Origin of the sequence: Terracoccus sp. 273MFTsu3.1, assembly GCF_000383675.1 — a bacterium.
Taxonomy (GTDB): domain Bacteria; phylum Actinomycetota; class Actinomycetes; order Actinomycetales; family Dermatophilaceae; genus Terrabacter.
The window spans coordinates 1-15,127 of sequence record NZ_KB911829.1 but is presented as its reverse complement, the minus strand read 5'-3'; the positions used below and the strand labels follow the sequence as shown (position 1 = coordinate 15,127).

Below are 15,127 nucleotides of genomic sequence, written 5' to 3'. Positions count from 1 at the left end.
GGTGTGTCGCAAACGCACGCAAATCACCCGGCATGCCGCCAACCCTGTACATCCGCGGGCATGTCGCGCCATGATTCGGTCTCTCGCGCGTCTTCAGGGGGAGGATGCGTGAGGTGCGTTGCTGACGCGCCGACGGGTCGGGGACGGGACCCGGCGCCCGGTCACGCACCCTGCTGGAGCGTGGGTCGAGACAGCCGACGGGACGTCGGCGTACGGGTGGGGGACAGAGGATCGTGGAGCGGGCGCACGACGAGCATGGCGGCGTGGCAGGCGAGTCCGCGGCGGGGGCGGACGAGGGCGTACGCGTCGACGGGCCCGAGAGCGACGCGGAGCTCGTCGAGCGGGTGCGGTCGGGCGACGACACCGCGTACTCGGTGCTGTGGTCGAGGCACGAGCCGGCGGCCCGACGGCTCGCCTCCCGGGTCGCGTCGCCGAGCGACGTCGACGACCTCGTCAGCGAGAGCTTCACCCGTACCCTCGATGCCCTCCGCGGTGGAGGCGGCCCGGACACCGCCTTCCGGCCCTACCTGCTCAGCACGCTGCGCCGAGCCAACATCGACGTCGCGAGGCGCTACACCAACCGGGTCGTGCTGACGGACGACGAGGCGACCGTCGACACCCGCACCGCCGCCTCGGCGGAGGACGAGGCCGTCGACGCCGAGGAGCGTGACGCCGTCTGGGCGGCCTGGCGTTCGCTGCCCGACGAGTCCCGGTCGCTGCTCTGGCGCCTGGTCGTGCACGAGGAGAAGCCGCACCAGATCGCTCCCGGGTTGGGCACGACGCCGAACGGCATCGCGAGCCGGAGCAAGCGGGCGCGCGAGCGGCTGCGCCAGACCTTCCTGTCCGAGCTCGTCTCGAACGCCGGCGACGCGGACTGTCGAGCGGTGCGACGCCAGCTCGGTGGCTACGTGCGCGACTCGCTCCCGGTCAAGGCCCGCGAGCGCGTCGACGCGCACCTCGACGGCTGCGCCCGGTGCCGGGCCGCGGTGCTCGACGTTTTCGACGTCGACGCAGCCATCCGCCTGCGTGTCGCGCCGGTGCTGCTGCCGGGAGCGTTCGCGTTGGCGTCGGGAGTCGGTGCCGCCGACGCGGTGGGTGCCGGCAGGGTGGGTGCCGGCGCTGCGGGCGGCGGCGCTGATGGTGCCGGCGCTGCGGGCGCGGGTGGGGTCGCAGCGACCGGCGGTGCCACGATTCCGGTCGCCGTCGGAGTGGCCTCGCTCATGGACGGGGCCGACGACCTGTCGGAGTTCGCCGCCGACGTCGGCGACGGCGGTCCCGGAGACGGCTCGGGCGGGGTCGCCGGTCGCGTGCTCTCGGTGCCGGGTCGCTCGGCGGCCGCGGTGGTGGCCGCAGCCGCACTCGTCGTCGCGGCCGCGCTCTTCCTGCTCCAGCTCCAGCCGACCGGACGGGTCTCGGCCGACGCGCCGGTGGGTCGGGACTCGTCGGCCGGGCCGGTGGACGGGACGGAGTCGGCCAACCCTGCCGAGACGACGCGCTCGTCGGCGCCGACGTCGACCGCGCCGCGACCCGTGATCGGCGTCGCGACGGCCGAGGGTGTCTCGCGTTTCCGGTCGTCGGGCGGGCGCACCGGGAGCGCCGACCAGCAGACGAGGTCGCCGGCGAGCCCCGCGCCGACCTCGACCGGCACGAGTGCCAGCGCGACGAGCCGCCCGAGCCGGAGCCCGAGCCCGAGCGCGAGCGCCACCTCCACGCCAACGTCCACGCGGCCGACGACGACGCCGAGTGTCGTGCCGCCTCCCGCTCCGGTCGGCACGGTGACGAGGCTGACGTTCACGCCGAGCGACCGCGGCTACCTCGCGCACCTGACGGCACCGGCCGGATGGCTCGTCACGTCGGTGCGCGACGTGCACGGCGCCCGGGTCGTCGAGCACGTGAGCCAGCCGACCTCGCAGTTCGACGGACGGCTGCGGGCCGGGGAGCTCGTCGTGGAGGTCACCCGCGTGCAGCCCCGTCTCTCGGGGGACCTCGTGGCCCTCTTCACCGGGCGCTCCGGAGCGACTCTGCCCGGATCGGGCAGCTACCCGTTGCGCTGATCGCCCTCGGGGTCGGACATGTCAGGGGCACCTGGGTCGGGCGCGTCTGTCGTGGCTGGGGGCTGGGACCGGTCGGGCGCGCTGTCGGGCGGGAGGGCGGCATACGCCATCTGGCCGGAGAGGTCGGGGGCACTCTGGTCGACCGGGATCACCTGGCTCAGCCGCGTCAGCTCCACGACGGCGCGGATGGGTGAGGCGTCGGGGACGACGAGGCGGAGGTCCTGGCGGCGGTCCCGCAGCCGCTGGGAGAGGCGGAAGAACGCGGCGATGCCGCCGCTGTCGAGGTACGTCGTGCCGCTGAGGTCGACGACGACGAGCGTGACGTCGTCGGGGACCGCGTGTCCCACGGCGTCGGTGAGCTCGCGCGCGTTGGACAGGTCGAGCTCGCCGGTGATGCGGACGAGCTGGGTGGTGCCGGCACGGCGGGTGTCGACGCGGGCGAGGTCGCTCATGCCTCGACCCCCACGTGGACGCGACGGTGCAGGCGGACGTCGGTGCCGGCGGGGGTGTGCTCGACGTCGACGTCGTCCATGAGGGCGCGCATGAGGTGGAGTCCCCAGCCGCCGCCGCGGTCCGCTGCCGGGCGCCAGTGGCCGTGGTCGCGGACGCGCACCACGAGGTCGTCGCCGTCGAGCCGGGCCTCGACGACGAGCTCGCCCACTGACTCCTGGTCGCTGTAGGCGTGCTGGACGACGTTGGCGCAGGCCTCCCCGCAGGCGACGAGGACCTCGTTGACGTCTGGCTCGGAGACGGCGGCCTCCTTGAGCCAGCGGCGCAGGGCGCTGCGGACCTGCACGAGGTTGCGGGCCTCGGCGGGCAGCCGGACGTCGAGCTCGCCGTCGACCGACGGCACGGGTCGCATGGCGAGGATCGCGACGTCGTCCTCGATGTGCTCCTCGTCGAGGAAGGTGTCGAGGAGACGCTCGCAGAGGGCCTCGACGTCGTCGTCGGGGACGGCGCAGGCCTCGCGGTCGAGGCGGGCGAGGCCAGCGGTGAGGGAGACGCCGCGGCGCTCGACGAGGCCGTCGGTGTAGAGCAGGAGGGTCACCCCCGGAGGCAGGACCTCGCTGGCCTCGGTGAACGAGCCGTCGACGGTGACGCCGACGGGCGGGGAGAGCGCGCCCTCGAGGAAGGCGCCCTGGCCGTCAGCGAAGGCGAGCGCCGGTGGGTGGCCCGCGTTGGTCCAGCGGATGCGGCGCGTGGCCGGGTCGAAGACGAGATAGATGAGCGTGACCATCTCGGGGACCGGCAGCTGGGCGACGAGCTGGTGGACGCCACGCATGACGGCGGGCGGCGAGGGGTCCTGGAGGGCGTACGCGCGCAGGGCCATCCGGACCTGGACCATCGTCGCGGCGGCGTTGAGGCCGTGCCCGGCGACGTCGCCGATGGCGAGCCCGATGAGGCCGCCGGGGAGCTGGACGACGTCGTACCAGTCGCCGCCGACCTGGACGTCGGCCGTCGCGGGCACGTAGCGCGCGGCGAGCGCGACGCCCGGCACGTCGGGAAGACGGTCGGGCAGGAGGCTGCGCTGCAGGGTCTCGGCGATCTGGTGCTCGCGCTGCGCGCGGGCCTCCTCGTGGCTCAGCTGCTCCTGGGCCTCGGAGCGCTCCTGGATCTCCTGGACGAGCCGGGTGTTGGCCGCCGACAGCTGGGCGGTGCGCTGCTCGACCCGTCGTTCGAGCTCGGACGCGGCCGCCGTGAGGGCGGCGGCGGTCTGCATGCGCTCGCTGACGAGCGCGGCGAGGAAGAAGGAGGTGAGGGCGACGCAGGCGTTGAAGGCCTGGAGCGTCACCATCTGCTCGAGCAGCGTCTTGCCCTCAAAGGGACCTCGCTGCCGCGCGGCCGCCGCCGTGGCGAGGAGCGTCGCGATCAGCGCAGCAGGGGCGGCTCCCCGCAGCTGGAGGCGCCAGGCGGCCCAGCCCAGCAGCGGGAGGGTGAGGAAGAAGATGTGCAGCCCCGTGGTGACGGCGGCCGCCACGACGAGGCTTGCCACCACGAGGATCGCCAGCGCCTCGAGCCACAGCCGCAGCGGCCAGCGACGCTGCTCCCAGAAGAGGGGCAGGCAGAGCAGGAAGGGTGCGACGGTGAGGACGCCCATCGCGTCACCCGTCCACCACACCGCCCACGCGGCGGGTAGCTGTCCGGTCGTGATCGAGCCCGACGCGAGCAGGGTGACCGCGCCGATCGTCGCGCTGACGAGCATGCTCGCAAGGGCGCCGAGGAAGACGATCGCGATGGCGTCGCTCTGACGGTCGAGCTCGCGGCGGAAGCCGACCCGCCGGAGGAAGGTGACCGCGACGACGGGCGCGAGGGTGTTGCCGACGGCCGTGACGACTGCGGCCAGAGGGTTGGCGCTGATCGGCAGGTTGACCGCGAGGGCCGCGACGGCAACGGCCGGCCAGTACGACCGCCCGAAGACGATGAGCGCGGCGACGGCGACACCGGTCGGCGGCCAGAGCGGGGTCACGTCGTTCCCGACGAGCGAGAGGCTGAGGCCGAGGCGGGCGCCGAGGTAGTAGGCGACGGCGATGGCAGCGAGGCGGACGAGGCGTCGCGTCGGGGTGGCGGCGGGGGAGATGTCCGGTGTGTCCCTGCCGTCCGGGTCCTGGGTGCCGCTGGAGGGCAGGGGAGCAGGGCCCGAGGTCTCCACCGCCCCCACGCCTGTCGTCATCGTCGGGAGCAGTCCAGCCGCCCACGCCCCGCCATGGCAGTGACTCTAGGAGCACCGAGTGTCGTGTGACGAGCGTTTCGTGCACCTCGTCGGGGAGTCTCTGCGTCGGCGTGGGGCGGTGGCGGCTGGCTGTGGTGGCCGCTTGCTGCGGTCGTCAGTCGACGGTGCCCACGGGCCCCCGGGCGAAGTGAGCGTGTCCGCGGCAGCTGGTTGCGCTCACGAGGCCGGGGTGATGAAGCCGACCGACGTCCCGACGCCGTGGAAGGTCCCCGTGGGGGTGACGCGCTCGAAGTCGAAGTGACAGGTGACGAGGTCACCGACGACGTGCGGCTTGGTCGTGTCGATCTGGCTGACGACGACAGTTTCGCCCCCGGTGGGGGTGAACGTCAGGGTTGCCCGCAGGGACTGGAGCACGAAGGTCGCCGTGCTGGCGACGTCGTGTCCCGGAGTGAAGTCCCCGTTGCCGTTGAACGCAGCCTGGATGGACTGCCCGTTGTCGCAGGTCAAGGGGATCGTGGTGTTCTTGGGGTCGGCGGAGGCAGCCGCAGCGAAGGCTGTGGATGCGATGGCCGCCGAGATGAGCGAGGCGCAGAGGCGCTTGACCATGACGGTCTTCCTATCGTTGTGGAGACGTCCGGCAGGAGGCGCGCGAGCCGGCCTGGTGGCAGGACTCCGCCTCGGGCACAGGTGAGGTGGTCGCCGTGGGTCGCGCAGACTCGGAAGTCGCTCGTGCGTCTCGGCAGTGTGGACCGGCGGGACGTCTCATGACTGTCCATCGGTCCTGACGGTTCCTGGTCGCGGAACATCGCCGAATCCGGAGTGGTGTGCCCGTGCCACGGTCGTGCTCGGTCATCGGGTCAGCCCACCTCGTCGAGCGGTTCTGGGCCAGTCGGCGAACGGCCCATCCTCCGGTATACGCCTGCACGGACGGTCTCGCAGGGGGATCGTCACCGGTGCCCGACCTGCCCCGTTGGTCCCGGTCGCGGGGCGCGTGCTGTCTTCATGCGCGGCTGCTCTGCGTCGACCGGTGCCGAACTGGACTGTCGCGAGAAGTGCTGCGCTCGGCCCTGGCCTTCGTGGGGCACCGTGACGTGCCCATCCGGGCAGGCGGCGGTCGACGCCGAGGCGCGGTTGGCGCCCGGATGATCTGCGGATATCCCGCTCGTGCCCCCGGCAGGATTCGAACCTGCGACACCCGCTTTAGGAGCCGAATATGCCCTATTTTCATGGGTATTGGGGTGGCTGGTGATGTGCTTGCTCATCTGCCGTTAATGGGCTCTTACGGTCGACCGACTCGGACGCCGTGTGCCACAGATGCGCCACACGGGTCTGTGCAGTGACCCCGACGATCTGGGCTGGGTGGTGCCGCGCAGAAGGCGCTTGTGGAATCAGGCCGAGCGGGTCGTCGCCGTCGCCACGCGCTCGAGGTGGGCAGTGGTCCTCCCTGGAAACCGGCCCGGCGCACGACGGCTGGGGCCTCCCTCGTCCCCAGCGCCTGAATTGGACGCCAAGGCCGTGGTCTATTGCCGTTGTATGTCGTTTGTCGGTGGTGGCGCCTACCTTTCTGCCATGTCTCTATCGGATTGGATCGCTGCGTTCGCCCTCGTTCCCGTCGGCCTGCTGGTGGCGGACCGGCTGCGCACCTGGTGGGGCCGACACGGCGTTGATGTTTGGCTGGCCAATCACGCCGAGCGATTGGCCGCTGCGCAGCGGCTGGACGCTGTTGGGGAAGCCGACCGCGCTCGTGCCGAGCGCGATCAGCGGATCGGGACCTCGCGAGTCGCTTGGTGGCCGACGAGATCGCAGACTCACTGATCGCACGCCACCGAACGATGTTCAGGGTCGTGGGATGGATCTACCTCGTCCTCGCCAGTGGCTACTTCGTCAGCATCCTCGGGAGCTGGCTCATGGGGTCGCAGATTCCTTGGCCTGCGCATTTGGTGGTCTGCGCAGTGCTGCTAGGTGCTGCTTCGTGGTGGTCAAGCTACACGCGGGCGGGCCCTAAGACGCTGCGACGTCGGGCAGCGCGAGCCGTGCTGTACCGACGGGTCCGAGAGGCATCGAGCACATAGCGCGGGGTGCGGTGGGGTGCGCGTAGGCGCGCCAGCGCCGGAGCGCGGGGTCCCCATCGCGGGGTCCCGCGCTTCTTCGCGCCGAAGGCGCGCTTGAGCCAGTACAGAAACTACTCACGCGGACGCAGAGCTGCAGCCGTCTGTGCGTCGCCAGGCGGATGGCGCTCCGCACTTGCGGGCGGTCGGTGCCCTACCCTTGCGGCATGGCAAAGAGCGGGCTGTCGTCAGCGGCGGACCCGAGCGCGCCGGCAACCGTACCGCCGGCGCCCGCACACGTGTCTTTCGAGGAGTACAAGCTCCTATTCGAGTCTTCGGAGCGAGTAACCGAGCGTCGCGTTGCGATGAACCGCTTCAACTACTCTGTCTGCGCCGCTATCGTGCTGGCGATCGCGGTTCTCGCGAATCTGTCGGTCGAAAGAGAGACGTTGCGGCTCTCAACCGTTCTCCTGATCATCGCGCTATGCTTGCTAGGTATCGTTTTCTGCTTTTACTGGGTCGCGCAGATCGATGATGCGAAGCAATTGAACAATGCTAAGTTCAAAGTGCTGAACGAGATGGCACCACTAGTCATCTTTGAATCGTCGGGAGGGGCCTCGTTGGCGAAGTCTTTTTCTCCGTTTGATCGGGAGTGGCAGGTACTCCTCGAAGGGCAGGCGCTCGTCAAAGTTTCCAGCGGTGCCGGTAAGCGGCTTCTTGTCCTGAAGGGTGGAACCGCAGAGTACTTCGTTCCCAAGAGTTTTCGTGTGCTGTTCGCGTGCTTCTTGATTGGCACTATCTTCGTAACACTGGCGAACTTCGGGGAAGTGACCAAGTATCCCTCGCCGTTCTCGAAGGTGCCCTCGGCTACGCCGACCTCGGGGGCGAGTTCGTCGGGTGTGCCTTCCACAAGACCGACCTCCGTCGTCTCGCAGACCAACGGGCGGTCGCTGCCCCCGCCCAGCGGCGACGAGTCTCTCCGCACTTCAGCGAAGCCGACGAGTTAGATCTATGTATATCTACATGATTATGCCTGTAGGGTCCGATCCGGAATATGCTGCGAAACGTGAAGTTTTGCAGAGCCTGGAGAGTACGAATCGCGTGCAGTTGCACCTTCCCTTTGAGAGAACAGACCTGCATGCGATACAGCCTTCCGATGTCCTGGGCGACCTTAAACGGGCTGAGTTGGTTGTCGCTGACCTTTCGCTTGAACGCCCAAGTTGCTATTTCGAATTAGGGCTAGCCCAAGCGCTCGAGAAGCCATGTGTGCTCGTCGCCAAACGGGGTACGGCATTGCATCAGGTCTTTGGCCGAAGTCAAACTCAATTTTATGTGGATCTAGACGACTATGCGCACCTGATGCTGTCTATCGTTGCAGGCCGTGAGGGGGGAGCAGTATGAGTCGCAGCACAAGCGGACCGTTGCCAGCCTGCCCAACCTTCGTGGCTAACCTCGGCTCGCGTCTAAGCCGAATCTCATGAGGGTCGTTCACGCTGAGGATGCCAGCTATGCGTATGAGCAGGAAGTCCTCTGGCAGGTCCATCGCCCCCCAAATGAGTTGAGGTGGCGCTCACGGCAGATCAAAGTCGGCCAGCGATCGTTGCAAACGACAGAAGTTTTCGACACGTACTGGAGGTTTGCAGCCCGACGGCAAGCGCTGTACGAGGCGCGTACAAGGGGTGCGGTGGGGCCATGGAGCACTGATCCGATTCTTGCTCGACACCGTTTCACCAACTGCTACAGGGCCTCTGACCGCGTGAGCCAGTTTGTGATAAAGAACGTCGCTTATGAGGGATCGCAGAAACCTGAAGAAGTCATCTTTCGCACGTTGTTGTTCAAGTTCTTTAACAAAATAGAAACATGGCTAGCCTTGTCGAAAGAGTTTGGGCCGCTACAGATCTCGCGTTTTGATGTTGACGAAATGTCGGATTTCCTCCTCGCGCTCTCGCGTTCTGGCCCGATTTACTCCGCAGCATATGTGATCCCCCAGCCAGGGATGGGGGCACCGCGAAAGGCGACGAACCATCTTCTCCTATTAAGGAAGATGTTGGAAGAGGGCCTCCCGGAGCGCATCCACTCCAGCGGTTCTATGGAGGAAGCCTTCCTTGCAATACGCGCCTATCCTGGCATTGGCGACTTCTTAGCCTATCAATTCGTTATCGACATCAACTATTCGAACGCGCTCAACTTCGACGAGATGGAGTTCGTCGTTCCTGGCCCCGGGGCGCGAGATGGAATCCGCAAGTGTTTCGGGGCGGCGTCCGCAGGACGTGAGGCATCGATAATCCGATACATGGCGGACTCGCAGGATGAGCACTTTGAGCGACTCGGCTTGCAGTTTGGTGGGCTAATGGGGAAGCGGAAGTTGACTCTCATTGATTGCCAAAACTTGTTCTGTGAAACCGACAAGTATGCGCGCGTTGCGCATCCAGAGATCTTAGGGCTCACGCGACGTAAGAGAATTAAGCAAGTCTTCCGCCCCAAGGGCGCGCTAGAGACGCCTTGGTTTCCCCCGAAGTGGGGGATCAATCCGAGATAGTCGGTCTGAGCTTTAACATCGTGAACCTAGGGGAATCACAGGGGTGAGTGTTGAACTTCGATGAATACCAAGCTGTAGTGCGCGGTCTGGCGGATCCCGCTGACTATGCGCATGAACTAATTCCGCTCCTCGGCGTGGGTGCCCATGTCGGAGACCTTCTAGGCAGTCAACAGAGGTACTTACGTGACGCGCTGGTCGCGGGCGCTAGCCGGACGCTGGTGGCCCGACACTTGGGCGAGTTGCTGAGGTGGGCTTCTCTGCTGGCGTCACATCACACTTTATCGCTCAGTTCGATAGCCCTCGCGAACTTAGAAAAGGTTCACCATCGGGCTGTGCAGTTAGGCTTTGCCGGTCTGCCGACTTTTGACGCCAGTGAGGGCGCTGACATTGGCGGATACCAGGCATTGGCGAGGCACACGGATCAAGAATCCGCCGATGGCTACGACCCGCTAGCACTGAGCGTTCCTATGCTGGGTCTTGCCGGTGAGTCCGGAAGCCTGATGGTCGCGCTGAAAAAGCGGTTTCGCGGGGACGAGCCCGGAGGTAACTGGGGAGGCTTCATCCAGACTGAGCTAGGCGACCTACTGTGGTACATGGCCGCCTGTGCGTCCCATGCTTCGCTTGATCTCCTTGAGATTGCAGCCGATGACCTTGAGCGTGCTCGGAGATCACGCCAGGCGTTGGGGCAAGCTGTTGATCGGGCGGACCTCCCAGTTCTGGATGCCGGTTATCCTAGTGCTGAGCGTTTCCCTCGCAGAATGCTCTTGCGCTTCCAAGAGGGCTTGAGGGAAGGACGTCCAGAAGTCACCCTGACCCTAATTGCCGCGGATCCAAACGCGTTTCCTGATGGGCCGATCCCGCGCTCCGGTGGCAAGTCTCAGGGTTTTGCCGTCCGGGCACAGTTGGGTGACAAGGTTACGGACAATTCGTCTGCGAACGATGCCTATCGGTACCACGATGCGGTTCACCTTGGGTTTGTCGCGGTGATGGGATGGTCCCCAAATCTGAGGCAGCTGTTGGGTTTGAAGCGCAAGAGCGACCCGCTCGTAGATGAAAATGAGGACGGTGCGCGCGCAGTCTTCGCCGAAGAGGGCCTTTCGGCATTGTTGGCAAAGCGCGCGCCAGACAGTCAGGGCTTTGCAAATCCGCGGCTTGTTCCCGATGACCTCGTCGAGATCATGACGACCGTTTTGGAGGATCTGGAAGTATCCAAGATGCCACCTTGGCTCTGGCGTGAAGCGATCAGCCAAGGATTCAGTGTCATGGGTGAGCTGGAGGCAGGCAAGGGTGGCTTCGTGGTGGCAGACCTAGATCGACGCAGCTTGGTGTATATGAAGGTCCCGCCGCGGTTCCTGGGTGACGTTGAAATCAGAGGAGCGATGTAATGAGTTCAAGTCTTTCGAGCAGCGCCCCTCCGGGGGCTCCGTGGCAACCTCTGAAGGACCATGGGTCTGGCTATCTTTCAGTTTACCTTAATGAGCCCCTGGCACGGTGGCCGATTCGCGAAGTTACGAGGCCGAGTGACAACAAGAGTGATCCGAACATCGAAACCGGAACGTATGGGCTCTTCTCAACGTGCGAACCCAGCATGCGGCGCATCATTGTGTCAACGGGCGCTGCGACCATTGTCTTTATGACAAGTAGGCCTGGTGCTGGCCGGCTGGTGGCCGGCTATTACCACGTCGGCTGGTTTGCGGAAGGCAGTCGCGGTCAGGAGAAGGGGGATTTCGCTCTAGCAGCCGATCGCCTGAAGTTCATCGACCCGGTTCCTCCGTCAGAGTTTGCTGAAGGCGTTTCTGAGGTAATGCAGGTGCCGTTTCGTACTCAGAAGCCAATCGGAGCGGCCATTGTTGATAGCATCATGGCCACATTTGACGCTGTGCCCGATAGGACGTCCGACTACTTGGCTGAACTGCAACGCATCGAGCAGTTCTCGAAGAGCCGGTCGGGATATGCGTACCCGTCTTGGGGGCGAGAGCAGGGGTTTACGTGGAGCGACGCTGGTGACTACTTGAGACAGCCAGGCGATCCGGTGGATGCCCCGAACAGTAGCCCGACGGGGGAATGGCGATGCTCCGAGTGCGATCACGTCATTAGCAATCGTGCTCTCCTTAAGCGGTGTCCTGTGTGTGGGAAGCTCGCGACCCTTCGGCCGGAAGGAGCGTGAGCGGGAATGGCGCGCCGAGTTTTTCTTAGCTATCAGCATCGTGACCAGATGAAGGCCAAAGGTCTGAATCTCGCAACCTATAACAAGAATGTCAAGCTCGATGTCTCAATGCGCCATCTCTTGGACCCTGTGAACAGTAGCGATCCCGCGTACATTACGCGGAAAATCAAGGAGCAACTCAAGGGCACCTCTGCCACCATCATTCTTATCGGAAAGGACACGGCGAAGAGTGACTGGGTAGCAAATGAGATTGAGTGGAGCCGCGAAAAGGGTAATGCGCTGGTCGGAATTCGCATCGAAGATGGTGCTGCCGTGCCTGAGGGCCTGACAGAGTCCGGCGCAGAGATCTTGGATTGGGCCAAGCCCAGTGACGTGCAAGAGTTTGCGCCTGCGATTGAGCGAGCGATTCGAGGGACGGCGCGCGGGGCCAACATGCCTACGAACTCGATCGCGACCTGCCGGCGATGAGACTCAGGCCGTTGACGACCTCGAGGCGCGCCACATGGTGTGTTCTCGGCTGATCGCCTCCTCGGCGTCTGCCACCGCCTTTGCCCATGTTTCTTCCTCGTCAATGGCCTTAAGGCGCTCCCCGGCGATTGCGAGCTCGTGGCTTGCGAATGCGTAGGCTCTGCTAACGGTTTCGTGCTGGCGAATGCCCAGCCACGCCGCGCCGGCGCCTACAAGGGCCGCCGCGATCCCGGCAAGGTCGATGTCTGTCGCACCAAAGGCACGTGCGAAGGCGATAGCTATCCCGATGGCTTCAGTGACGAGGAGGCCGAAGCGCCATTGTCTCGCTCGCGAGCGACTAATGGATGCTTTGTTTGAGTACCAAGATCGTTGTTGATTGATGCGGTCGCGCAGGAAGATTGTCCGACGTTGGTCCAGGGGAGACGCGCGAACTGCACGCATGCCGTCTGAAATTGGATCCTTCGAAGACGGATGAAGTTCTGTCTCCGGTGCGTCCGATAAAAGGGCGCCTAAGTCAGTGACCAATCTTGTGGTCGATGTCTCGTCTTGAATTGGGTAGGGCTCGGCGCCCACCGCGTATCGCCAAGCCATGGTTTTTGCCGATTCGGCCAACGCGCGGCCGTCGTACCATGCCCTGACCGGATTGGTGGCCCAGATCCAAGCTTCAAGTACGAACACTATGAGAAACGCGATGCCCACCGCGAACGCAAGAGTTTTCTCGAGAGGACCTGGCCTGATGGCCGCGGATAGCGCCGCCGCGAGGATCGCCGCGGTCAACTTGGCGCGTGTTGTACCGATGAACTGGTTCTGTCCATCAGTTGAGGCCCGATCGGCACCGTCGTGGAGGTCTGGCAGGTCTCCGTCCAGGAGTTGGAGATGCTGTCCGGCGTTGGGCTCGCTGGCTGAGCCAGGATGGTGGGACATCGGCTATTTCACTTCACTTCCGTCTGGCCATCGTGGGATCTAATCGACGCACCCCGAGCTGCGGCGTCTGTGATGCGGACGCCGAACGCCGGAACCATGATGTTCTGCACTTCAGATACCCGAATCCAAGCCACTTCCATGGCCTCGTCGGATGAGCCTTCCGGCTCAGAAAGTAGTCGCGCTCTGAAAACAAGTGCGACGATTCCGTGTCGCATGTTCTTGTACACCCCAGACAGGGTGCCGATTTCAACGTCGGCTCCAGTTTCCTCGCGGACCTCCCGGCGGAGGCCGTCCTCGATCGTCTCGTCCAGTTCTAGGACTCCGCCGGGGGGTTCCCAGCGGCCGTTGTCGCGTCGCTTGATGAGAAGGACGTTCTCGCCGCTCTCGTCGAAGATCGCGGCGGCAACGCTGACCGAGTGACGTGGTGTCTCGGTGACGTCGTGTGTGCCCATCTGCCAAAGTGTAGGTACTACAGACGTCTGGAGGAGTGAGCCATGCTCGAACTGGGCCAGGTCGACAAGACCTCGGACACTCCTGCCTTTAAGCAGATCGCGACCGCGCTGCGCGACGCCATCGGGTCGGGCCGCATTGCCCCCGGTGACAAGGTGCCCTCCGAGACGCAGCTGAGGGAGCACTTCGGCGTTGCACGCATGACGGTGCGCCAGGCCCTGGGGGAGTTGAGTGCCGAGGGGCTGCTGGTTGCCGAGCATGGGCGCGGTGTGTTCGTCCGCGAGCGTCCGGTGGTGCGGCGCGTTGCCTCCGACCGATTCGCTCGGCGGCATCGAGAGGCCGGGCAGGCCGCGTTCATCGCTGAGGCCGAGGGTGTTGGCGTACCGTCCGTCGATGAGATCGAGGTCGGTACTGAGGCGGCGTCTGGCGATGTGCGCGAGGCCCTGGCCCTCCCGGCTCGGTCGAGAGTGGTCGCACGTCGACGTCGCTGTCTGATGGATGGTCAGCCGGTCGAGCTGGCGACTTCCTATGTGCCGCTGTCGATCGCGAAGGGAACCGCGATCGAGGCGGCAGACACCGGGCCGGGCGGTATCTATGCTCGCATCGAGGAGGCCGGCCACGCCTTGGCTGAGTTTTCCGAGGAAGTGGCTGCTCGGATGCCGTCCCCCGAGGAGCGTCGGCGGCTGCGTCTGCCGGCAGGTACGCCAGTCCTGACTGTGCGGCGAATCGCTTTTGACATCAATGGATTGCCGGTCGAATTGACCGACACGGTGAAGGCGGCCCCGAGCTATGTCCTCGAGTACCGGTTCCCGGCTAACTGACGCCATCCCTTGCTGCTTGTCTAGATGAGTGCTCTACCGTTGTCACGGAGCAACTGCTCTAGACGACCGAATAAGGAGACGTCATGGCAATGCAGAAGCGGTTCAAGGTCGGATTCGGGGACGTGTTCCCGAACGGTGCGTTCCTCAAGGGCTCGGTCGAGCCGGTCCTCGACTTCAACGCCGAGAAGCGGGCCGATGGGTCGCGGCCGCAGCAGGCCGACCCGGAGACGGGCCTGCTCGTGTGGTCGGTGACCGTGCTGGACGCCGACGAAGAGGCCAGCAAGCGGGAGACCGCAGTGTCGGTGAAGTTCTTCGCAAAGGTCCAGCCGGTGCCCCCGGAGAACAAGACGCCGTTCCCGTGGACGCCGGTCGAGTTCATCGGGCTGACGGCGCTGCCGTGGATCGAGGAGACCTCAATGGGCCGGGGCCGGATCTCGTGGTCCTTCCGGGCTGAGTCGATGATCGCACCCGGCCAGTCGAGCCAGGCCGGTCAGTCCGGCACCTCGTCCGGGGCGGCCGGCCTCGATGGCGTGACGCCGCACGACCTGCGCCACACGGCTGCCTCGCTCGCGGTCCGAGGTGGCGCGAACGTCAAGGCGATCCAGCAGATGCTCGGGCACGCGTCAGCCGCGATGACGCTCGACATCTACGCCGGCCTGTTCCCCGACGACCTCGACGCGGTGGCCCTCTCGCTGGACATCCATGTGCCACAGATGTGCCACAACGAGCCGGTCAGCCTGATCGAGGGGGAGTGACGGATGAGTGCCACCGCCCCTGACCTGCGTAAACGTGTGGTGCCCCTGTACGGGTTCGGTTGATGGTTGACGGTTGTGTGTCGGTTGATCCTTGACACTCGTTGTTGGTGTTCATTCTGCTCTGGTCTTGGTCAGGGCACCTCCCAGGGGTCGCTTGTTGCGGACGGATCCGGTGCTCTCGCGTCGCACGGTGCGGAGCAGTTCGTTGCCGATCCAGAACTGCAGGATCT

At 65.4% G+C, this 15,127-nt stretch carries 12 protein-coding genes and 1 pseudogene; 8 read left to right on the top strand and 5 right to left on the bottom strand.

Annotated features, from left to right (window positions below; translation table 11 throughout):
• Positions 1–263: 263 nt before the first annotated feature.
• Complete coding sequence (locus tag H283_RS26985) at positions 264–2,054, top strand: sigma-70 family RNA polymerase sigma factor (protein ID WP_156023377.1); 1,791 nt, start codon at positions 264–266, stop codon at positions 2,052–2,054.
• Here H283_RS26985 and H283_RS26980 read toward each other — a convergent pair.
• The 3 genes from H283_RS26980 to H283_RS0121620 all read right to left on the bottom strand — a co-directional run bounded on the left by H283_RS26980 (position 2,039) and on the right by H283_RS0121620 (position 5,331).
• Positions 2,039–2,506: an STAS domain-containing protein gene (locus H283_RS26980; RefSeq protein WP_020145619.1), complete on the bottom strand. Its 468-nt coding sequence runs from the start codon at positions 2,504–2,506 to the stop codon at positions 2,039–2,041. The two genes, H283_RS26985 and H283_RS26980, sit on opposite strands and share 16 nt — an antisense overlap.
• Complete coding sequence (locus H283_RS26975) at positions 2,503–4,725, bottom strand: MASE1 domain-containing protein (RefSeq protein WP_156023376.1); 2,223 nt, start codon at positions 4,723–4,725, stop codon at positions 2,503–2,505. The genes H283_RS26980 and H283_RS26975 overlap by 4 nt, the downstream gene beginning before the upstream one ends.
• 216 nt (positions 4,726–4,941) lie before the next feature.
• Positions 4,942–5,331 carry a hypothetical protein gene (locus tag H283_RS0121620; protein ID WP_020145617.1) on the bottom strand — a complete coding sequence of 130 codons (390 nt, stop codon included), beginning with the start codon at positions 5,329–5,331 and terminating at the stop codon, positions 4,942–4,944.
• Between the two features lie 1,669 nt (positions 5,332–7,000).
• On the opposite strand from H283_RS0121620, the gene H283_RS0121615 reads away from it, so the two are divergent.
• From H283_RS0121615 to H283_RS27410, 5 genes are all read left to right on the top strand, one after another.
• Entirely contained in the window at positions 7,001–7,780 is a 780-nt protein-coding gene (locus H283_RS0121615) for a hypothetical protein (RefSeq protein ID WP_156023375.1), read from the top strand.
• 4 nt (positions 7,781–7,784) lie between these two features.
• A complete protein-coding gene (locus tag H283_RS27965; protein WP_156023374.1) occupies positions 7,785–8,174 on the top strand; it encodes a hypothetical protein in 390 nt (129 codons plus the stop codon).
• A gap of 76 nt (positions 8,175–8,250) precedes the next feature.
• Positions 8,251–9,312, top strand: coding sequence for a nucleotide kinase domain-containing protein (locus H283_RS0121610; RefSeq protein ID WP_196806046.1), 1,062 nt, complete (start codon positions 8,251–8,253; stop codon positions 9,310–9,312).
• 230 nt (positions 9,313–9,542) lie between these two features.
• Positions 9,543–10,697, top strand: coding sequence for a hypothetical protein (locus H283_RS27960; RefSeq protein WP_156023373.1), 1,155 nt, complete (start codon positions 9,543–9,545; stop codon positions 10,695–10,697).
• A 788-nt stretch (positions 10,698–11,485) separates the two neighbouring features.
• Positions 11,486–11,947: a TIR domain-containing protein gene (locus H283_RS27410; RefSeq protein ID WP_081633990.1), complete on the top strand. Its 462-nt coding sequence runs from the start codon at positions 11,486–11,488 to the stop codon at positions 11,945–11,947.
• A 3-nt stretch (positions 11,948–11,950) separates the two neighbouring features.
• Here the strand turns inward: H283_RS27410 and H283_RS27405 are convergent, their stop codons facing one another.
• Positions 11,951–12,871, bottom strand: coding sequence for a DUF4231 domain-containing protein (locus tag H283_RS27405; protein WP_081633989.1), 921 nt, complete (start codon positions 12,869–12,871; stop codon positions 11,951–11,953).
• 8 nt (positions 12,872–12,879) lie between these two features.
• Entirely contained in the window at positions 12,880–13,323 is a 444-nt protein-coding gene (locus tag H283_RS0121600; protein ID WP_020145614.1) for an NUDIX hydrolase, read from the bottom strand.
• A 42-nt stretch (positions 13,324–13,365) separates the two neighbouring features.
• Between H283_RS0121600 and H283_RS0121595 the strand changes: the two genes are divergently transcribed.
• Both H283_RS0121595 and H283_RS28275 read left to right on the top strand, forming a co-directional pair.
• The gene (locus tag H283_RS0121595) at positions 13,366–14,142 is read left to right on the top strand and encodes a GntR family transcriptional regulator (RefSeq protein WP_020145613.1); all 777 of its coding nucleotides are present in this window, start codon (positions 13,366–13,368) and stop codon (positions 14,140–14,142) included.
• A 518-nt stretch (positions 14,143–14,660) separates the two neighbouring features.
• A pseudogene (locus H283_RS28275) lies at positions 14,661–14,897 on the top strand (tyrosine-type recombinase/integrase); the annotation flags it as partial.
• Positions 14,898–15,127 lie beyond the last annotated feature (230 nt).